This is a genomic window from Roseovarius halophilus (ex Wu et al. 2025) (assembly GCF_047086965.1).
Genome location: NZ_JBKOTX010000009.1, coordinates 47,797 through 67,164, shown reverse-complemented (window position 1 = coordinate 67,164; position 19,368 = coordinate 47,797). Strand labels below are relative to the sequence as shown.

The 19,368-nt window shown below is 67.9% G+C and carries 17 protein-coding genes; 11 read left to right on the top strand and 6 right to left on the bottom strand.

Features of this window, described 5'->3' with window-relative positions:
- Positions 1-77 precede the first annotated feature (77 nt).
- On the bottom strand, positions 78-551 hold the full coding sequence (locus ACH107_RS03285) for a cytochrome c (protein WP_310691146.1): 474 nt from the start codon (positions 549-551) through the stop codon (positions 78-80).
- Positions 552-718: 167 nt separating this feature from the next.
- Positions 719-1,255: a hypoxanthine phosphoribosyltransferase gene (gene hpt / locus ACH107_RS03280; protein WP_310691145.1), complete on the bottom strand. Its 537-nt coding sequence runs from the start codon at positions 1,253-1,255 to the stop codon at positions 719-721.
- A gap of 86 nt (positions 1,256-1,341) precedes the next feature.
- On the opposite strand from hpt, the gene ACH107_RS03275 reads away from it, so the two are divergent.
- Complete coding sequence (locus tag ACH107_RS03275) at positions 1,342-1,785, top strand: type II toxin-antitoxin system RatA family toxin (protein WP_412504622.1); 444 nt, start codon at positions 1,342-1,344, stop codon at positions 1,783-1,785.
- On the opposite strand, the gene ACH107_RS03270 is transcribed toward ACH107_RS03275, so the two are convergent.
- Genes ACH107_RS03270 through ACH107_RS03260 form a run of 3 tightly spaced genes read right to left on the bottom strand, consistent with a single transcriptional unit; the run spans position 1,776 to position 3,867 of the window.
- Positions 1,776-2,243: a CinA family protein gene (locus ACH107_RS03270; RefSeq protein WP_310691143.1), complete on the bottom strand. Its 468-nt coding sequence runs from the start codon at positions 2,241-2,243 to the stop codon at positions 1,776-1,778. The genes ACH107_RS03275 and ACH107_RS03270 overlap by 10 nt on opposite strands.
- Positions 2,240-2,740, bottom strand: coding sequence for a phosphatidylglycerophosphatase A (locus tag ACH107_RS03265; protein WP_310691142.1), 501 nt, complete (start codon positions 2,738-2,740; stop codon positions 2,240-2,242). Before ACH107_RS03265 ends, ACH107_RS03270 begins: the two co-directional genes overlap by 4 nt.
- Positions 2,737-3,867: a bifunctional 2-C-methyl-D-erythritol 4-phosphate cytidylyltransferase/2-C-methyl-D-erythritol 2,4-cyclodiphosphate synthase gene (locus ACH107_RS03260; protein ID WP_310691141.1), complete on the bottom strand. Its 1,131-nt coding sequence runs from the start codon at positions 3,865-3,867 to the stop codon at positions 2,737-2,739. The genes ACH107_RS03265 and ACH107_RS03260 overlap by 4 nt, the downstream gene beginning before the upstream one ends.
- A gap of 173 nt (positions 3,868-4,040) precedes the next feature.
- Here ACH107_RS03260 and dusB point away from each other — a divergent pair, with 173 nt between their 5' ends.
- The 9 genes from dusB (at position 4,041) to hflX (ending at position 15,865) form a co-directional block, all read left to right on the top strand.
- On the top strand, positions 4,041-5,006 hold the full coding sequence (gene dusB, locus ACH107_RS03255) for a tRNA dihydrouridine synthase DusB (protein ID WP_412504621.1): 966 nt from the start codon (positions 4,041-4,043) through the stop codon (positions 5,004-5,006).
- Positions 5,003-6,073: a two-component system sensor histidine kinase NtrB gene (locus tag ACH107_RS03250; RefSeq protein WP_310691139.1), complete on the top strand. Its 1,071-nt coding sequence runs from the start codon at positions 5,003-5,005 to the stop codon at positions 6,071-6,073. Before dusB ends, ACH107_RS03250 begins: the two co-directional genes overlap by 4 nt.
- A 15-nt stretch (positions 6,074-6,088) precedes the next feature.
- Complete coding sequence (locus ACH107_RS03245; protein ID WP_310691138.1) at positions 6,089-7,453, top strand: response regulator; 1,365 nt, start codon at positions 6,089-6,091, stop codon at positions 7,451-7,453.
- Positions 7,454-7,540: 87 nt separating this feature from the next.
- On the top strand, positions 7,541-9,823 hold the full coding sequence (locus ACH107_RS03240) for an ATP-binding protein (protein ID WP_412504620.1): 2,283 nt from the start codon (positions 7,541-7,543) through the stop codon (positions 9,821-9,823).
- A gap of 7 nt (positions 9,824-9,830) precedes the next feature.
- Positions 9,831-11,237, top strand: coding sequence for a sigma-54-dependent transcriptional regulator (locus ACH107_RS03235; protein WP_412504619.1), 1,407 nt, complete (start codon positions 9,831-9,833; stop codon positions 11,235-11,237).
- Between the two features lie 86 nt (positions 11,238-11,323).
- The gene (gene trkA / locus ACH107_RS03230; protein ID WP_412504618.1) at positions 11,324-12,706 is read left to right on the top strand and encodes a Trk system potassium transporter TrkA; all 1,383 of its coding nucleotides are present in this window, start codon (positions 11,324-11,326) and stop codon (positions 12,704-12,706) included.
- Positions 12,706-14,226, top strand: a complete 1,521-nt coding sequence (locus ACH107_RS03225) for a TrkH family potassium uptake protein (protein ID WP_412504617.1) — start codon at positions 12,706-12,708, stop codon at positions 14,224-14,226. The genes trkA and ACH107_RS03225 overlap by 1 nt, the downstream gene beginning before the upstream one ends.
- Before the next feature lie 133 nt (positions 14,227-14,359).
- Positions 14,360-14,593 carry an RNA chaperone Hfq gene (hfq, locus tag ACH107_RS03220; RefSeq protein WP_310691133.1) on the top strand — a complete coding sequence of 78 codons (234 nt, stop codon included), beginning with the start codon at positions 14,360-14,362 and terminating at the stop codon, positions 14,591-14,593.
- Positions 14,594-15,865: a GTPase HflX gene (gene hflX / locus ACH107_RS03215; RefSeq protein ID WP_310691132.1), complete on the top strand. Its 1,272-nt coding sequence runs from the start codon at positions 14,594-14,596 to the stop codon at positions 15,863-15,865.
- A gap of 39 nt (positions 15,866-15,904) precedes the next feature.
- On the opposite strand, the gene ACH107_RS03210 is transcribed toward hflX, so the two are convergent.
- Positions 15,905-18,382: a penicillin acylase family protein gene (locus ACH107_RS03210; protein ID WP_412504616.1), complete on the bottom strand. Its 2,478-nt coding sequence runs from the start codon at positions 18,380-18,382 to the stop codon at positions 15,905-15,907.
- A gap of 86 nt (positions 18,383-18,468) precedes the next feature.
- On the opposite strand from ACH107_RS03210, the gene ACH107_RS03205 reads away from it, so the two are divergent.
- Positions 18,469-19,344, top strand: coding sequence for an NAD(P)-dependent oxidoreductase (locus ACH107_RS03205; RefSeq protein WP_412504615.1), 876 nt, complete (start codon positions 18,469-18,471; stop codon positions 19,342-19,344).
- The last annotated feature ends 24 nt before the right edge of the window (positions 19,345-19,368 follow it).

Genomic DNA, 19,368 nt, shown 5'->3' with positions numbered 1-19,368 from the left:
GCGGTCAGCCACCAACCGACCGCGCCCCCGGCAACGGCCAGTGCCGCCGCCCAGCTCGCTAAACGGGCGACCAAGGGTCAGTCGTCGCTTTCGCGGTAGTCCTCGTGGCAGGCGCCGCAGGCCTCGCCGAGCCCGCCCATGGCGCCCTTGAGCGCCCCGAGCCCCTGACCGGCGGCCTCTTCCATCGCGGCCGCGGCCATGACCAGATCCTCGGACTTGGACATCACGTCGTCGAGGTTGTCCCAAAGGGCGGGCAGGGCCTTGGAGCCGTCTACCGAATTGTCCGACCCTTCGGGCCAGTATCTGGACTGGTCCAGCTGCGATAGCGCGGCGATGTTCGAGGCTGCTGCGCTGGCCGCCTCGGCGTCATAGTCGATCTGATCGCGGGCCATGTTGCCAAGAAGGCCGATGTTGTGCGCATAAAGCTGCATATGGGCCTGGCGGGCCTTCATGGCCCCAGCAATGGCCGGGTCGACGTGGGAGTCGGCGATGGCAGTTGTGCCAAGGCCGGTGAGGGTCAGAACGGAAAAGGCGGTGACAAGGCGTTTCACGGGGTAACTCCTGATTGAATCAGTTTCGGTAGGCCTCACGATACCTGTGAACGATCTCGAATCGAGTCTCAAATTTTGCACAGGCGGTCACGTTTCAGTCACGCCAGCGCCGGGGGCGAGCGGCGCAACGCCCGCGGCAAGGCCCCTGCGCGCTGCCCGATGCGGCACTACAGCATCCGCACCTTGCCGATATAGGGCAGGTTGCGGTTGCGCTGCGCGTAGTCGATGCCATACCCCACCACGAACTCGTCCGGGATCTCGAAGCCGGTCCAGTCGGCCTTGACCTCGACCTCGCGCCGGGTCGGCTTGTCCAGCAGCGCGATGGAGCGCAGCTTGCGCGGCCCGCGCGCGCCCAGCAGACCCAGCACGTGCTTCATGGTATAGCCGGTGTCCACGATATCCTCGACCACCAGCACATCGCATCCTTCGATCCCGCCGCGCAGGTCCTTGAGGATTCGCACCTCGCGGCTGCTCTGCATGGAATTGCCGTAAGAGGAGGCTTCGAGGAAGTCGACCTCGACGTTCATGTCCAGCTCGCGCACGAGATCGGCGATGAAGACGAAAGAGCCCCGCAGTAGCCCAACCACGACCAGCCGCTCGCTGCCGTCGAATTCCGCGCGGATCTCGCGCGCCAGGCCCTCGATCCGGGCGGCGATGGTCTTTGCCGAGATCATCTCGTCGATGGCATAGTCCTGTTGCGTCATCTGGCCCGCTGTCCTTCGTTGTGCTTGATTTCCGCCGCGCACTCTACGACATCACGCGCAAGAGTCACGCAGACAAAGGACCACGGATGCCCGCCCATTCCGAGACCCGGCACCTGCCTTACAGTGCGCAACAGATGTATGACCTCGTCGCCGGCGTGGAACGCTATCCCGAGTTCCTGCCCTGGACGGCCGCCGCCCGGGTGCGCCGGGTGGACGATCACGGCGATCACAAGGTGATGCTGGCCGACCTCGTGGTCTCGTTCAAGGTGTTCCGCGAACGCTTTGGCAGCCGCGTGACGCTCTGGCCCAGGGCGCGCCAGATCGACACCGAATACATCGACGGCCCCTTCCGCTATCTCGAGAGCACCTGGGAATTCCGCGAGGCCGAGGGCGGCTGCGAGGTGGCCTTTCGCGTGGATTTCGAATTCCGAAACAGGATGTTGCAGGGCGCGGCGGGGATGTTCTTCAACGAGGCGATGCAGCGCATCGTGCGCGCCTTCGAGGCCCGGGCCAAGGCGCTTTACGGCTGAGCGGCACGCATCAGCAGCGCCAGCGCATGGTCCACCGAGGCCGCGCGCACCTGCGCCCGCCCGATGGCTCCGAAGTCCAGGGTTTCCGTCCGGGTGCCTGCGGGGCCGGCCAGCCCGAAACAGACCCGCCCCTCGGGCTTGTGATCGGACCCGCCGGGGCCCGCGACCCCGGTGATCGACACCGCCAGTGTCGCGGTTGCGCGGTCCAGCGCGCCCTGGGCCATCTGCGCCGCAACTTCCTCGGAGACAGCGCCGTGGGCGGCGATGGTCGCCGGATCGACGCCCAGCATCTCGGCCTTAGCCGCGTTGGAATAGGTGACAAAGCCCCGGTCGAAGACATCCGACGACCCCGGTACCGCCGTGATCTCGGCCCCCAGCAGACCGCCGGTGCAGCTTTCGGCGCAGGCGATCGTGTGGCCATTGGCGCGGGCGGTCTCGATCAGGGCGGCGGCCCTCATGGGGCGATCACCACGTGCGACAGCCCCGCCAGCCCGAGGGTGATGACTGCAGCGAAGAGGCCGGCCCAGACATCGTCCAGCATCACGCCCATGGCGTCGCCGCGCCGGTCGGCCCGGCCCGCCATGATCGGCTTCCAGATGTCGAACAGCCGGAACAGCAGGAAGGCCGCGATCCAGCCGGGGTAAAGCGCCAGGACCGGTTGCCCGGCGGCCTGCGCGCCCACCATGACCGGGGCCAGGGCGATCCACTGGCCGACGACCTCGTCGATGACCACTTCCGAGGGGTCGTGATCCGGGCCCCGCGCCGTGTAGACCCGCGTGGCCCAGAGCCCGGCGGCAAAGGCCGCCGGAATCATCAGCACAAACAGCCACATGCCCCCCAGCTGCCAGAGCCCCCAGGCCAGCGGCAGCGCGGCCAGCGACCCCCAGGTGCCCGGCGCGGGGCGCAGATGACCCACGTAAAGGACCGTCGCGATCAGATGTGCCGTGCGGGTCATGGCATCACCAGCGTGGCCGTCGCCATGGCGGCGATGCCCTCGCCGCGCCCGGTGAACCCAAGCCGTTCCGATGTGGTTGCCTTGATGCTCACGCGGGTCTCCTCCAGCCCCATGATCTGGGCCATTTCGGTGCGCATCGCGCCTGCGTGGGGGCCGACCTTGGGCGCCTCGCAGATCAGGGTGCAATCCACATGGGTGATCTCGTAGCCGCGCCGCCGGGCCAGCGCGCAGGCCTGTGTCAGGAAGGTCTCGCTCGCCGCACCCTTCCAGCGGGGATCGCTGGGCGGGAAATGCGTGCCAATGTCGCCCTCGGCCAGCGCGCCATAGATGGCGTCGGTCACCGTGTGCATCCCCACATCCGCATCTGAATGGCCCTGAAGGCCCCGGTCGAAGGGCACTTGCACCCCGCAGAGCATGACGTGATCGCCCGGCCCGAAGCGGTGCACGTCGAAGCCGTTGCCGGTGCGGATGTCCATGGCGCCCCCCAGGTGCTCGGCCGCCCGGGCGAAATCGCCGGGCTGCGTGATCTTGATGTTGCGCTCGTCGCCCGCGACGATTGCCACGTCAAGCCCGGCGGCGCGGGCGACGGCGACGTCATCTGTGGCCGTGCCGTCCGCGCCCGCATGGGCCGCGCGGATCGCCTCGAGGTGAAAGCCCTGCGGCGTCTGCGCGCGAAACAGGCCGTCGCGGTCGGTGACACCGCTGACCAGGCCCCCGGTGCCGGTCCAGAGCGCATCGGTGACGGGCAGGGCGGGCGCGGCGCCGGGGGTCTCGGTCAGGGCGTCGAGCACCCGGTCAATGACCTCAGGCGGTGTGCAGCAACGGGCGGCGTCGTGGATCAGCACCGCCGCCCCCCGGGCATGGCCCAGCCCCGCCAGCACCGAAAGAGACCGGGTCGCCCCGCCGATGGCGATCACCGCGCGCGCTGACAGGCGCAGGGCCTCGACGCGCTGCAGATCCTCGCCGGCGACCACCAGGACGATCTGTCCGACGCGCGGATGGGCCTCGAAGATGGCCAGCGTATGCTCCAGCACCGTCCGGCCCGCGAGACGGCGCCATTGCTTGGGTGTCTCGCCGCCCGCCCGCAGCCCGCGTCCGGCGGCAACGATGATGGCACTGGTCTGCATGGGCCCTCGCGGTTGCTCTGGGGCTGCTTAGCCGCTGGGGCGGGGGCCGAAAAGGGGGCTTTCGCCCGGACGTGCCGGACTGGATGCATAAGTTTTAATCACATGACGGCCGCCGCACATTTTTTGACCGCGATTCAATTGTCGGCCCCGGGGGGCTCTGCTATCTGCAAAGCATGTCCTTGCCCGCCGCCCCCTTTCCTGTCGCCCTGGCCCCGCTTGCGGGGATCACCGACCTGCCGTTCCGGCGGTTGGTGGCGGGCTTCGGGGCGGGCTGGGTTGTCTCGGAAATGGTCGCCAGCCAGGAAATGGTCCAGGCGAAACCGGGCGTGCGCGAAAAGGCCGAACTGGGCCTGACCGAGGCCGCAACGGCGGTGCAACTGGCCGGGCGCGAGGCGCACTGGATGGCCGAGGCCGCGCGGCAGGTCACAGACCGGGGCGCGGCGATGATCGACATCAACATGGGCTGCCCGGCCAAGAAGGTGACACAGGGCTATTCCGGTTCGGCGCTGATGAAGGATCTTGACCACGCGCTGGGGCTGATCGAGGCCGTGGTGGCCGCTACCGACCTTCCGGTCACGCTCAAGACCCGTCTGGGCTGGGACGATGCCCTGATGAACGCGCCCGAACTGGCCCGCCGGGCCGAGGGCGCGGGCATCCGGCGCATCGTGATTCATGGCCGCACGCGCTGCCAGTTCTACAAGGGCCGCGCCGACTGGGCCGCGATCCGCGCGGTGAAAGAGGCGGTCACGATACCCGTCATCGCCAATGGCGACATCCTTGACGCGGCCAGCGCCCGCGCCGCGCTGACCCATTCCGGGAGTGATGGCGTGATGATCGGGCGGGGCGCGCAGGGGCGGCCCTGGCTGTTGGCTCAGGTTGCCGCCGATCTCTGGGGGCGCCCGGCGCCGCGCATCCCGACCGGGGGCGTCCTTATCGACATGGTTTCAAATCATTACGAGGCGATGCTCATGTTCTACGGCACAACGCTCGGCGCCCGGGTCGCCCGCAAGCACCTGGGCTGGTACATGGACACCGCTGCAACCCACCCGGAGCTGCGCCGCGCAGTGCTGATCGCCACGGAGCCGACTCGTGTGCTGACCTTGCTGCCGGACGCCCTGGCGGAAAGGCAAGCCGCATGATCATGGATGCAGAGCTGTGGAATTCGCTGCCGGTGCCCGCGTTGCTGCTGCAGCCTGACGAGACCATCGCCGACAGCAACCTGGCGGCCGAGAATTTCCTGAACCTCTCGACCAGGGCCCTGTCCGGTGCGCAGGTCTGGGACAAGGTCATGATCGACGCGCCCCTGGAAGAGGCCTTTGCCCGGGCGCGCGACAACCGCACGCCGCTTTTCGTCAATGATGTGGACGTGGGCAGCGGCGAGCGCCCGCCGTTGCAGTGCAATGTGCAGTTTGCCCCGTTGTCGGGGGCCGACGACCAGATGCTCATGCTGATCTCGCCGCGCGAGATTTCCACCCGCATCGCGCAGAACGCCCAGAGCTACCGCGCCGCGCGCTCGGCCATCGGCATGGCCGAGATGCTGGCCCATGAAATCAAGAACCCGTTGGCGGGCATCGCCGGATCGGCGCAGCTGTTGTCCATGGGCTTGGCGGGCGAGGACCTGGAGCTGACCCATCTGATCGTCGAAGAGACCCGGCGCATCGTCAAGCTGCTCGACCAGGTCGAACAGTTCGGCAACATCCAGGCGCCAAAACTGCGGCCCGTCAATATCCATGACGTGCTGGACCGCGCGCGCCAATCGGCCTCGGTGGGCTTTGGCGCGCATATGCTGATGATAGAGGATTACGATCCCTCGCTGCCGAACACCCACGCCGACCCCGACCAGTTGCAGCAGGTCTTTCTGAATCTTCTCAAGAACGCCGCGCAGGCTGGCGGGCCGGGCGGCTCGATCACCCTGCGCACCTTCTACGACCCCGCGTTGCGTCTGCGCCACCGCGACGGCAGCCAGGGGCGGCTGCCGCTGCAGGTCGAGATCATCGACGATGGCCCGGGCCTGCCGCCCGAGATCGTCGGCGAGGTCTTCGAGCCCTTCGTCTCGGGCCGCGAGAACGGCACCGGGCTGGGCCTGGCCCTGGTCAGCAAGCTGATCGCCGACATGGGCGGCTTGATTTCCGTGGACAGCGTGCCGGGCCGCACCGTCTTTCGCGTGGCCCTGCCCACCGTGCCCCCCCGAGACCGCCGCGAGTGAAAAGGACAAAGACTAATGGACGGAACCGTACTCGTCGCCGATGACGACCGCACGATCCGCACCGTTCTGACCCAGGCCCTGACCCGGGCGGGCTGCAAGGTGCATGCGACCTCGTCGATCGTGACGCTGATGCGCTGGGTGGACGAGGGCAAGGGCGACCTGGTGATCTCGGACGTCGTCATGCCCGACGGCAACGGCCTGGAGCAGCTGCCGAAGATCGGCGAGGCGCGCCCGGGGCTGCCGGTCATCGTGATTTCGGCGCAGAACACCATCATGACGGCGATCCAGGCCGCCGAGGCCGAGGCCTACGACTATCTGCCCAAACCCTTCGATCTGCCCGACCTGATGAAGCGCGCCGCCCGCGCGCTCGAGGTCAAGCGCCGCGCGCCGATCCGGCGTGACGCGCCGGCCGAGGGGGCCGACACCGACCTGCCGCTGATCGGGCGCACGCCTGCGATGCAGTCGATCTACCGCTTGGTGGCGCGGGTCATGAACACGCCGCTGTTGGTGCTGATCACCGGCGAAAGCGGCACCGGCAAGAGCCTGATCGCGCGCACCATCCACGACTTTTCCGACCGGCGCACGCTGCCCTTCGTGGTGGCCTCGGCAAATGATCTGGAAGGCATGGACGGCCCCTCGGCGCTGCTCTCCCGGGCCAGGGGCGGCACGCTGGTCTTCGACGAGGTCGGCGACCTGCCCATCGGGACCCAGGCCCGCGTGGTGCGGATGCTGGATGCCCTGGGCGATGGCGCGCCACAGATCATGGCGACCACCCGCGGCGGGCTGCTGGACCAGATGGAGGACGGCAATTTTCGCGAGGATCTCTATTACCGGCTGGCCGGCGTCACCATGACCGTGCCCGCCCTGCGCGACCGGGTCGATGACATCCCGCTGCTGGTGGAACATTTCCTCGCCCGGGCCGAGCGCGACGGGTCGCCGCCGCGGCAACTGGCCGATGCGGCGCTGGACCTGTGCCGCGCCTACAGCTGGCCCGGCAACGTCCGCCAGCTGGAAAATGTCGTGATGCGGCTCGTGGCCACCGCGCCCGAGGACGAGATCCACCGCGGCGAGGTCGAGATCGTTCTGGGCAACCAGCCCGCGATGGAGCCGCTCAAAGGCGGCGACAGTGACAAGCTCTCGGCCTCGGTGGCCAAGCACCTGCGCCGCTACTTCGACCTGCACGGCGGAGAGTTGCCACCGCCGGGCCTCTATCAACGCATCCTGCGCGAGGTCGAGGCGCCGCTGATCGAGATCGCGCTGGATGCCACCGCCGGCAACCAGGCCCGCTGCGCCGACCTGCTTGGCATCAACCGAAATACGCTGCGAAAAAAGATCACCGACCTTGATATCCACGTGACACGCCGCCGCAAATTGATGTAAAACCGCAACAGAACCGTGGCCGCTTTGCCGCAATCGCGCGGGCCGAGCCACGGAGCAACAGGCGGTAGGGACCGACTCGGTCCGGCAATGAACGAGGCACCTGGCGTGCGGCGCGCTCCTCTGGGCATCAACCTTTCAACGTTTAGCCGCTGGCGGCGCAAGCGCCGGGTCCAGAATGTCATGACGCTGGTGCTGGTGCTGCTGGCCCCGCTGCTTGTGCTGCTGACCATCACGGCGCTGCGCCCGCTGGACCAGACCGGACGCACCGAGGTGTTGCGCCTGATCCTGCTGGTGGACCTGGTCTATATCCTTGTCGTCACCGCACTGGTGCTGGCCCGGATCAGCACCATGATCGCCGCGCGCCGCCGGCGATCGGCCGGCTCGCGGCTGCACCTGCGGCTGACCGGGGTTTTCGGGCTGTTGGCGCTTATTCCCACGGTGGCCGTTGCGGTCTTTTCCGTTCTGACCATCAATATCGGCCTCGAGGGGTGGTTTTCCGAACGGGTGCGCGACGTGGTCGGCAATTCGCTGGAAGCCGCTCAGGCCTATGAGGAAGAGCACCGCCAGGAGGTCGCCCGCGACGGCCGCGTCCTGGCCGCCTTTCTTGAGACCCAGCGGATGCAGACCTTCTTCATGGAGCGCGGCGAGATCCGCCAGGCCCTGTCGCGCGTGGCCCCGCAGATTGATCGGGGCCTGTCCGAGGTCTTCGTGCTGGACGGGACGGGCGAGATCGAGGTGCGCGGTGAACGCTCCTACGAGTTCTATTTCGAGAAGCCGACCGAGGCGCATCTGGCCGAGGCGCGCGACGAGGGCATCGCCATCATCGAGGACTGGGCAAACAACGAGTTCCGCGCCCTGATCCCGCTGGACAACTTCACCGACAATTACCTTTACGTCACCCGGGAGGTGGACGGTGAGATCCTGTCGCTGCTGGACGAGACCCAGGAAACGGTCGAGCTTTACGGCCAGCTGGAAAACGAGCGCGGCCGGGTGCTGTTCGAATTCGGGCTGATCTACCTCGGCTTCGCGGTGATCCTGATCCTGGCGGCGATCTGGGTGGGTCTGTGGTTCGCCGAACGCCTGTCGCGGCCCGTGGGCCGGCTGGTCGGCGCCTCTCAGCGTGTCGGCGCCGGCGACCTGTCGGTGCGGGTGCGCGAGGACCCCGGCGACGACGAAATCGCGCAGCTGGGGCGCTATTTCAACCAGATGACAGAGCAACTGGCCGGCCAGCGCGAAGAGCTGCTGCACAACACGCGCCAGATCGAAGACCGCCGCCGCCTGTTCGACAGCGTGCTCAGTTCCGTACCCTCGGGCGTTGTCGGGCTGGACCAGGAGGGCTGCGTGACCTTCGTCAACCGCTCGGCCACGCGGCTGCTGGAGGTGGGCAAGGGCGCCGAACGCACCCCGCTGACGGTCGCCGTGCCGGAATTCGAGCCGCTGTTCTCACAGTTGACGGAGAAGGGCCGCCGCATCGTGCAGGGGCAGGTGGAACTGGTGCGCGGGGGCGAACAGGAAACGCTGCTGGTGCGCATGTCGCCACGCCGGGGCGAGGGCGGCGCCCTTGAGGGCTATGTGATCGCCTTCGAGGATGTCACCGACCTGGTCAGCGCCCAGCGCATGGCCGCCTGGGGCGATGTGGCGCGCCGCATCGCCCACGAGATCAAGAACCCGCTGACGCCGATCCAGCTGTCGGCGGAACGCATCAAGCGCAAGTTCCGCCGCGAGGTGCCGCCCGACTCCGTCGAGGCGCTGGAACAGATGACCGAGGTCATCGTGCGCCAGACCAACGACCTGCGCCGCATCGTCGACGAATTCTCGCGCTTTGCCCGGATGCCCGAACCCGACCGCGCCGCCCATGACGTTGTCGGCCTGGTGCGCGACGCCGCCGCGTTGCAGGAGGCGGGCCAGCCCGAGGTGCGCTTTGCCGTCGATCTGCCCGCGCCGCCCGTGCTGGCCAGCCTGGACAGCACCATGTTGTCCCAGGCCCTCACCAACCTGATGAAGAACGGCGGCGAAGCCATTGAAAGCCTGATGGAAAAGGGTGCTCCGGGCGGTTTCGTGCCGGAGATTCGCGTGGCGCTTGAGGTCGGCGAGACCAGCGCCCGGATCACCATCGCCGACAACGGCATCGGCCTGCCCGAGAATCGCGCCAAGCTTTTCGAACCCTATGTGACCACGCGCGAGAAGGGCACGGGGCTGGGCCTGCCCATCGTGCGCAAGATCATCGAGGAACATGGCGGCAGCCTGACCCTGACCGATGCGCCCGTCTTCGACGGCGCCGCGCACCGGGGGGCCATGGCCACCATAGACCTGCCTATACTGACCGGAACCGAGACAGGGGCCGAAACAACGGCCTCGAAAACAGCGTGAGGGGATGATGAGCGATATTCTGATCGTGGACGACGAACGGGACATCCGGGAACTGATCTCGGATATCCTGCGGGACGAGGGGTTTACCACCCGCCTGGCCGGCGGGTCGGAAGAGTGCATGGCCGAGATCGGCAAGGGCCTGCCCGCGCTGGTCGTTCTGGACATCTGGCTCAAGGACAGCGCCATGGACGGTATTGACATCCTGTCGCATGTCAAGCGCGAGCACCCGGAGGTGCCCGTCGTCATCATCTCAGGGCACGGCAACATCGAGATCGCGGTCGCCGCGATCAAGCAGGGCGCCTATGACTTCATCGAGAAGCCCTTCAACATCGACCAGCTCATGGTGGTGATCCGGCGCGCCATGGAGACCAGCCGGTTGCGCCGCGAGAACCAGGAGCTCAAACGCGGCGAGGCCGGCGAGGTCGAGATGGTGGGCGAGTGCGCCGCCTTCCGTGCGCTGCGCGGCCAGCTCGACAAGGTGACGCGGTCCAATGGCCGGGTCATGCTGACCGGCCAGCCCGGCAGCGGCAAGGAGACCGCGGCGCGCTACATCCATGCCCAGTCCGACCGCGCCGGGGCGCCCTTCGTCAGCGTCAACTGCGCCTCGGTGGCGCCCGAGCAGATGGAAGAGATGCTTTTCGGCCGCGAAACCGAGGGCCGCGGTGTGGAGCCGGGCCTGCTGGAAGAGGCTGACGGCGGCGTGATCTATTTCGACGAGATCGCCGATCTGCCCGAGGGAACGCAATCCAAGATCCTGCGGGTGCTGGTGGACCAGACGTTTCAGCGCGTGGGCGGGGTGGACAAGGTGCAGGTCGACCTGCGGGTCATTTCCTCGACCGGGCGCGACCTGAGCGCCGAGATCGAGGCGGGCCGCTTCCGGCAGGAACTTTACCACCGGCTCAACGTGGTGCCGATCCACGTGCCCTCGCTTGAGGACCGGCGCGAGGACATCCCGCGGCTGGCCAGCTATTTCATCGACCGGCTGCACGCGGACCAGGGCCTGCCGTTGCGCGCCCTGTCCGAGGAGGCGGGCGCGCTGTTGCAGACCATGCCCTGGCCCGGCAACGTGCGCCAGCTCAAGAACGTGGTCGAACGCATCCTGATCCTGGGCGACAGCCAGGACCCCATCGGCCCCCGCGAGATTCCCGCCGGCGGCGAGACGGGCCCGGCCGACGAGGAACGGGTGATCCTTTCCGGGTCTCTAGCAACGCTGCCCCTGCGCGAGGCGCGCGAGCTGTTCGAACGCGAATACCTGCTGACCCAGATCAACCGGTTCGGCGGCAACATCAGCCGCACCGCGAATTTCGTCGGGATGGAACGCTCGGCGCTGCACCGCAAGCTCAAGTCGCTGGGTGTCGTGACCTCGAACAAGGCGGGCGCGCGCATCGCCCATGTGGACGAGATCGAGGGCTGAGCGCCTCTGCCGTCGCGACCGGAGCCGACTTGACCGGACGGGGGGGCTCTGTCACCACGTGGTGACGCATAAGCGAGGGACTAGGCATGAAGGTCATCATCTGTGGCGCGGGGCAGGTGGGCTGGCAGATCGCCCGGCACCTGGCCTCGGAAAACAATGACGTGACGGTTGTCGACAACAATGCCGAGTTGATCCGCCGTGCCACGGACACGCTGGATGTGCAGGGCATCTCGGGATTTGCCTCTTACCCCGACGTTCTCGACAACGCGGGCGCGCGGGACGCAGACATGATCATCGCCGCGACCCATTCCGACGAGGTCAACATGGTCACCTGCCAGGTGGCGCATTCGGTCTTTGCCGTCCAGCGCAAGATCGCGCGGCTGCGCGCGCAAAGCTATCTGGACGCGATCTACGCCGATCTCTACCGGCGCGACCACCTGCCCATCGACGTGGTGATCAGCCCCGAACGCGAGGTGGCCGAAGCCGCGCTGCAACGCCTCGCCGCCCCGGCGGCCTTTGACACCGAGAGCTTCCTTGAGGGCAACGCCCAGTTGCTGGGCATCCAGATCGACGCCGATTGCCCCGTCATCAACACGCCGCTGCGGCAGCTGTCGGACCTGTTCACCACGCTCAAGGCCGTGGTCGTGGGCATTCGGCGCAAGGGCAAGGGCAAGTTGTTCGCCCCCAGCGCGGGCGACCAGATCTTTCCCGGCGACGATTGCTATGTTTTTACCGAGACCCCCGACATGGCCCGCACGTTGGAGATTTTCGGCAAGACCCAGGCCAAGCAGGAACGTGTGGTCATCATCGGCGGCGGCAACGTCGGGCTGTCGGTGGCCCAGGCGCTGGAACAGCGCGAAAAGCGCATCCGCGTCCGGGTGATCGAACGCGACCGCGCCCGTGCCGAACGCACGGCCGATGCGCTGGAACGGACCATCGTGCTCAATGGCGACGGGCTGGACACGGCGCTTCTGGAAGAGGCAAACATCGGCTCGGCCGACGCCGTTCTGGCCGTGACAGACGATGACAAGACCAACCTGCTGGCCGCCGTGCGGGCCAAGGCCCTGGGATGCCCCATGGCGATCAGCCTGACCAACGATCCCACGCTTGTGCCGCTCATGGGGCCGCTGGACATCGACGCCTATATAAACCCGCGCGCCACCACCGTAAGTTCGATCCTGAGCCACATCCGGCACGGGAGGGTGCGCTCGGTCTATTCCATCGGCGATGCCGAGGCCGAGGTGATCGAGGCGCAGGTGCTGACCACCTCGCCCATCGCCGGCAAGCCCCTGCGCGAGGTGGACTTCCCCGAGGGCGTGCTGCTGGGCGGTATCCTCAAGGGCGGCCGCATGGAGAAACCGCGCGGCGGCCTGCGCATCGAGGAGGGCGACGTCGTAGCCATCTTCGCCACGTCGCGGCAGGTGGCCGAGGTCGAGCGCATGCTCCAGGTCTCGATCGACTACTTCTGATGGCCGGGTTCCTGTCGCGCCGTCCGCTCTTCGTGCTGCTCATGGGGCTGGGCGCCGTGGCGATGATCGTGCCCGCGATCCACGCCAGGGTGGTCGAGGATTACGACAGCATGCGGATCTTCTTCTACGGCTTTTTGCTGTTTTCGGTCATGACGCTCTTCGTGGCGCTGGCCACCGTGGGCCACCAACCGCGCTACGGGTTGCGCGGCCTCCTTGTGTCGTTGCTGGCCGGTTTCGTGTTCCTACCGATCATGCTGGCCATCCCCTTCGTCGAGGCGGTGCCGCATGCGCGGCTGTTCGACGGCTGGTTCGAGATGGTCTCGGGCTTTACCACCACCGGGGCCACGCTCTGGGACGATCCGCGCAATCTGCCGCGCTCGGTGCATCTGTGGCGCGCTCTGGTGGGCTGGATGGGCGGCCTGCTGATGTGGATCGCGGCCATGGCGGTGCTGTTGCCGCTGAACCTCGGGGGCTTCGAGGTTTATCAGCAGGGCACGGCACGGGCCGGGCAGGCCCGCCAGGCCCAGATCGACCGCAGCATCGCGCCGCCCGAACGGCTGGCGCGCTACATCCTGCGCTTCGTGCCGATCTACACCGGGCTGACGCTGCTGCTCTGGCTGGGGCTGACCATGGCCGGCGAGGTGCCCTTTGTCGCGCTGTGCCATGCCATGGCGACGCTGTCGACCTCGGGCATCTCGCCGGTGGGTGGTCTCTACTATTCCGCATCAGGGGTTGCGGGTGAGGTCATGATCGCGCTGTTTCTTGTCTTCGCATTGTCGCATCTGACCTTCAGCCGCGCCCCGGGCGAGGATCCCCGCACGTTGCTGACCCGCGACCCTGAACTGCGCTTCGGGTTGTCGCTGGTGGGTCTTCTGTCCGCCGCCCTTTTCGCGCGCCATGTCGTCGAACTCGGCGGCGAGGGCGTGGACAACAGCCTGTCCACCGCGCTGGCCGCGGCCTGGGGCGGGCTGTTCACCATCCTGTCCTTCATGACCACCGCTGGGTTCGAATCCACCGGCTGGGAGGTCGCGCAGGACTGGTCGGGCCTGTCCAGCCCCGGGCTGATGCTGGTGGGGCTGACGGTGGTCGGCGGCGGCGTGGCCACCACCGCCGGGGGTATAAAGCTGCTGCGGGTCTACGCGCTCTACAAGCATTCCCAGCGCGAGCTGGACCGGCTCGTCCATCCCTCATCGGTGGGGGGCGCGGGGGCGCAGGCCCGGCGCCCCCGCACGCAGGGGGCACAGATCGCCTGGGTCTTCTTCATGATCTTCGCACTCTCGATTGCGGGGGTGATGGTGCTTTTGTCGCTGACCGGGGTGCAGTTCGAAACGGCGCTGGTGCTCGCGGTCTCGGCGCTGTCCACCACCGGGCCGCTGGCTGTGGTGGGCGCCGAAGACCCGATCTCCTATGCCGGTCTGACGGACCTGTCGCGGGTCGTTCTGGCCTTCGCGATGATCCTCGGCCGGCTGGAGGCCCTGGCCATCATCGCGCTGCTCAACCCGGAATTCTGGCGCCGCTGATCAGGGCACAACCCGGTCGGCGGGGCCGGGGGCAAGGCGCGGAATTTGGGCTGGAAACCCGTGCGCAGGCACGACATACTGCCCGACAAATCCGGTGCCGGTCCGCGGCAGCAAGAACAAGGGACAAGAACCGATGGCCAACGACAAGCAGAACCTGCAGGACGCCTTTCTCAATCACGTGCGCAAGTCCAAGATTTCGGTCACGATCTTTCTGGTCAATGGCGTCAAGCTGCAGGGGATCATCACCTGGTTCGACAGCTTCTGCGTGCTGCTGCGCCGCGATGGCCAGTCGCAGCTGGTCTACAAGGGCGCCATCAGCACCATCATGCCGGCCTCGCCGATCAATCTTTACGACGGTGAGGAATAATTGGAGGACGACCGGCCCGTAACCCGTGGCTATGTTGTCCACCCCGACATCCGCACCGACCCCGACCGTCACGCCCCCGGCCCCGCGCTGGACGAGGCCGTGTCACTGGCCGTGGCGCTGCCGGATCTCGAGGTTGCCGGTTCGGAGATCGTGCCGCTGAACAAGGTGCATCCGGGCACCCTGTTCGGATCGGGCAAGATCGAGGAACTCAAGGCGCGGATCAAGGCCGCCGACGCCGGGCTGGTCATGGTCGACGGGCCTGTCACCCCGGTGCAGCAACGCAACCTGGAACGGGCGCTGGAAACCAAGCTGCTGGACCGCACCGGCCTGATCCTGGAAATCTTCTCGGACCGCGCGCGCACGCGCGAAGGCGTGCTTCAGGTCGAAATGGCACATCTGTCCTATCAGCGCACGCGTCTGGTGCGGGCCTGGACCCACCTGGAACGCCAGCGCGGCGGGCTGGGCTTCGTGGGCGGGCCGGGCGAGACCCAGATCGAGGCCGACCGCCGCGCCATCGACGACCAGCTCAACCGGCTGCGCAAGCAGCTCGACAAGGTGGTCAAGACTCGCAAGCTGCACCGCGCGGCCCGCGCCAAGGTGCCGTTCCCCATCGTTGCCCTGGTCGGCTACACCAACGCGGGCAAGTCCACCCTGTTCAACCGGCTGACCGGGGCGCAGGTCATGGCCGAGGACATGCTTTTTGCCACGCTGGACCCGACCATGCGCAAGGTCACGCTGGACACCGGCGACGAGGTGATCCTGTCCGATACCGTGGGTTTCATCTCCGATCTGCCCACGCAGCTGGTCGCGGCGTTCCGAGCCACGCTGGAAGAGGTGCTCGAGGCCGATGTGATCCTGCACGTGCGCGACATCAGCCACCCCGAGACCGAGAGCCAGCGCGCCGAGGTCATGGCGATCCTGGCGGACATGGGCGTGACCGAGGCAACACCGCTGATCGAGGTCTGGAACAAGGGCGATCTGCTTGACCCCGAAGAGGCCACGGCGCTCGAGGCCCGGGCGCAGCGTGACGCGGATATCTTCGTCACATCGGCGGTGACGGGGCAGGGGCTGCGGCCCATGCTCGAACGTGTGTCCGAGCGGCTGAGCGCGCCGCGCAGCGCCGCAAACCTGGTGCTGCCCTACAGCGCGGCCCGCAAGCGTGCCTGGCTGCACGAGGAGGGCATCGTCGAGGCCGAGACCACCGACGATGCGGGCTATCACCTGCGGGTCAACTGGACCGAGCGGCAGAAGGCCCGGTTCGAGCGGTTGTAGGCGGGCTGTCGTTCAGGCCACGCGGCGCAAAGGCGCGCATCACTCCACCGGCTCCAGCACCGTGACCCCGACCGCACCGGCGCGTGCCAGCGCCGGGTCCAGGGACATGGGGATATACTCGCCGCGGCGCCAAAGCTCGCCCAGGTGGTCGTAAAACCGTGACAGCGGATGGCCCGACTGCCCGGTCGAGGTGATGAAGACCGAACTGTCGGGATCGGCGAAATCATAGACCCCGCGATAAACGGCGGCATGAACGTTGAGGAAGGGGCGCGGCCCGTCCCCGGCGGTGCGTCCGCGCATCAGCGTGTTGTCGCCGCCGCTAGTGGACTGGCGGATGTTCACGAACCAGTTGAGCACCGGCGCCTCGCCCAGAACCGGGTGGTCGTGGGTGGCCTCGTGGGCATCGCCCCAGCGCAGCAAATCCAGGTTGTCGCCATACCGCTCGGTGATCCAGACCAGCGCGTCGTCCAGCGCCAGCCGGGCAATGTCGGTGCAGCTTTCCTCGGGCGCCGACCGGCTGATGTCGCACCACGCCGCCGCGCCGTCGATATCGCGGAAAACCCGTTCGATGAACAAGGGTTCGACATGGGGGAATTCGCGCGCGAGCGTGCCCAGGTCGTCACGGATCAGGCGCTCTTGCAGGGCGCGCAGCCAGGCCGCGTAGATCAGCGGCTCGGGCAGGTGTTCGTTCATCTCGCCGTTCCATTCCGACAGCAGCTCCAGCGCCTCCTGGCGCAGCCGCTGCGGCGTGCCCTCGGCCGCCGCCTCGCCGGTGAACCACAGGTCCGCGCCGATCAGCGGCAGCAGCGAGCGCGCGGTGAACGAGACGGTATCGAGCTGCGCCTCGATGAAGCTCTCGCGGGTATGCACCCGGCGGTCCTGCATCAGCCGCCGCCAGCGGTTGATGCGCTGACTGTCGCCCCAACTGTGGCTGACATGGGCGGGAAAGGGGGCCTCGGTGATCTTGTTGTTGGTATTGCCGACGATGCCCCCCGTGGGCGCCACCCATTCAGGATTGTCGGCATAGGGCCGGCGGCCGCGCCAGCGGTTCTCGGCCAGGTAGCCGAAATGCGGCATCCGCCCCTCGGTTACGTGGTCCGGGTCGCGGTCGGGCATGTGGCCGATCAGTTTCATGCCCACCGTGTTGCGGTCGGCCAGCGTCAGCATCTGGGCGGGGGCCACGAACCCCTCGCCCGCGGCGATTCCGTCCTCGACCGTCTGCGCGCGCATCAGCGCCAGCCCGGCCTCGATGGTGGTGTCGGCATGCGACAGCGCGGTCCAGCCCAGGGCCACGACATGGCCCCGGGGGCGGATCTCGCGCAGGTTGAACTGGTCGGGCGAGAGGACCGGGCCGTTTTCCGTCCATTGCAGCTGGATCGTGATGGGGTCCCGGTCCTTGATGCGGATGACGCTGTCGCGGGTCTCGAAATCCGTCCAGCCCCCGGGCGTGCGGTATTGCGCGGCATTCGCGGGGTTCACCTCTTCGATGAAAAGGTCCTGGTCGTCGAGGTAGGACGAGGTGATCCCCCAGCCCAGCCGGGCGTTGCGCCCGGTCAGGACCAGCGGCACGCCGGGGATGGTCCCGCCGATGACGCCGCCGGACTCAAGTTCCAGCCGGGCCAGGTAGAACAGTCCCGGCGCCGACAGCCCCAGGTGCGGGTCATTGGCGAGCAGGGTCGCCCCGGTGGCCGATCTGTCGATCCCCGCCGCCCAGGCGTTCGAAGCCCCGGCGCGTCCCCGCGGCGGAATCGGCCAGAAGGGATCATCGGCGATGCGCGCGGCCATGCGCGGGCCGGCGGGCTCCTTGGGCAGGTCGGGCACCAGGCTGGCATAGTCGGGCAGGGCCGCCAGCCCCTCGCCCGGATGGTCGGGCAGGATGTCGGCCAGCCGCGCCGGATCGTCCAGCGCCAGCGAGGCACGCGCGCGCAGCACCTCTTCCTCGAGATGGCCCGAGAGCTGCACCGCCATGAGCTTGACGATGGCCACACTGTCGGCGGGCTGCCAGGGCGCCAGCGCGTGGTTGAAGAGCCACATCTCGGGGGCGCCGCGGCCAAGGGCCCCGGCGTTGACCTCGGCAATCCAGGCGTTGACCCCCTCGGCATAGGCCTCCAGTGCCGCCCGGGTCTCGGCATCCATGGCATCGACGGAGGTGCGCGCCGCGGTGTAGATGTCGAAGCGCCGCAGCAGCTTGTCTGTCTCCAGCGTGCGCGGGCCGAAAAGCTCGGACAGCTTGCCCTGCGCGGTGCGCCGCAGCATCATCATCTGCCAGAGCCGGTCCTGCGCATGGGCCAGGCCGAGGGCGCGGAACACGTCGCCGTCCGTCTCGCCGAGGACATGGGGCACATTGGCATTGTCGCGCACGATCTCCACCGGCGCCTCCAGCCCCGCGACCTGCAGCGTGGCGTCATAGTCGGGCAGCGAGCGGGCGGCGAAATACCAGACCAGCGCCACCACGGCCAGGGCCAGCAGGACCAGCGCCGTGGCGAGGCGGATCAGCCAGCGAAAAAGGACGGCCATGTCTCCTCCGGATCGGGGCTGGTACGAGGGCGTCAGGTTGGATACCTATCCATCAGGCAAGGACATGATGCAAGCGGAGGAACGGCATGGCGACGACAGCATTCCTGGGACTGGGGGTCATGGGCTACCCCATGGCGGGGCACCTCGCGAAGGTGGGCTTTGATGTCCGCGTCTACAACCGCACCACGGCCAAGGCCGAGGCCTGGGTGGCCGCGCATGGCGGGACCATGGCCGCGACGCCGGCCGAAGCCGCCGCGGGCGCCGATTTCGTCATGACCTGTGTCGGCAACGACGACGACCTGCGCGCCGTCTGCACGGGCGCGGCGGGCGCCTTTGCCGGGATGGCCCCGGGCGCGGTGCTGGTCGATCACACGACCGTGTCGGCGCAGGTCACCGCTGAGATGTCCGCGGCCGCCGCGGCGGCGGGCCTGGCCTTCGTGGATGCGCCCGTCTCGGGCGGGCAGGCCGGGGCCGAAAACGGCCAGCTTGTGGTGATGTGCGGCGGCGACGCGGCGGCCTATGCCCGCGCCGAACCGGTGATCGGCAGCTATGCCAAGCTCTGCCGCCGGCTGGGCGACAGCGGTGCGGGGCAGATGACCAAGATGGTCAACCAGATCTGCATCGCCGGGCTGTTGCAGGGCCTGTCAGAGGGGCTGCATTTCGCCGAGAAGGCCGGGCTGGACGGGCGCGCGGTGGTCGAGGTGATCGGCGGCGGGGCCGCCGGGAGCTGGCAGATGGAAAATCGCCACGCCACCATGCTCGACGATGCCTTCGAGCACGGATTTGCGGTGGACTGGATGCGCAAGGACCTTGGCATCTGCCTGAAGACGGCCGACGAGACCGGCGCCGCCCTGCCGGTGACCGCGCTGGTGGACCAGTTCTACAAGGAGGTCCAGAAGATGGGCGGCGCGCGCTGGGACACCTCGTCCCTGATCCGGCGCCTGCGGGCGCTGGACGGGTAGCAGTTTCGAATTGGCTGCGCCAAT

Bases quoted from the DNA above. Each gene is read 5' to 3' on its own strand.
- ACH107_RS03265 (WP_310691142.1), bottom strand. From the start codon at position 2,740: ATGACCCGCACGGCACATCTGATCGCGACGGTCCTTTACGTGGGTCAT.
- ACH107_RS03235 (WP_412504619.1), top strand. From the start codon at position 9,831: ATGAGCGATATTCTGATCGTGGACGACGAACGGGACATCCGGGAACTG.
- ACH107_RS03260 (WP_310691141.1), bottom strand. From the start codon at position 3,867: ATGCAGACCAGTGCCATCATCGTTGCCGCCGGACGCGGGCTGCGGGCG.
- ACH107_RS03225 (WP_412504617.1), top strand. From the start codon at position 12,706: ATGGCCGGGTTCCTGTCGCGCCGTCCGCTCTTCGTGCTGCTCATGGGG.
- ACH107_RS03210 (WP_412504616.1), bottom strand. From the start codon at position 18,382: ATGGCCGTCCTTTTTCGCTGGCTGATCCGCCTCGCCACGGCGCTGGTC.
- ACH107_RS03240 (WP_412504620.1), top strand. From the start codon at position 7,541: ATGAACGAGGCACCTGGCGTGCGGCGCGCTCCTCTGGGCATCAACCTT.
- hfq (WP_310691133.1), top strand. From the start codon at position 14,360: ATGGCCAACGACAAGCAGAACCTGCAGGACGCCTTTCTCAATCACGTG.
- ACH107_RS03245 (WP_310691138.1), top strand. From the start codon at position 6,089: ATGGACGGAACCGTACTCGTCGCCGATGACGACCGCACGATCCGCACC.
- hpt (WP_310691145.1), bottom strand. From the start codon at position 1,255: ATGACGCAACAGGACTATGCCATCGACGAGATGATCTCGGCAAAGACC.
- ACH107_RS03205 (WP_412504615.1), top strand. From the start codon at position 18,469: ATGGCGACGACAGCATTCCTGGGACTGGGGGTCATGGGCTACCCCATG.
- dusB (WP_412504621.1), top strand. From the start codon at position 4,041: ATGTCCTTGCCCGCCGCCCCCTTTCCTGTCGCCCTGGCCCCGCTTGCG.
- trkA (WP_412504618.1), top strand. From the start codon at position 11,324: ATGAAGGTCATCATCTGTGGCGCGGGGCAGGTGGGCTGGCAGATCGCC.
- ACH107_RS03270 (WP_310691143.1), bottom strand. From the start codon at position 2,243: ATGAGGGCCGCCGCCCTGATCGAGACCGCCCGCGCCAATGGCCACACG.
- ACH107_RS03275 (WP_412504622.1), top strand. From the start codon at position 1,342: ATGCCCGCCCATTCCGAGACCCGGCACCTGCCTTACAGTGCGCAACAG.
- ACH107_RS03250 (WP_310691139.1), top strand. From the start codon at position 5,003: ATGATCATGGATGCAGAGCTGTGGAATTCGCTGCCGGTGCCCGCGTTG.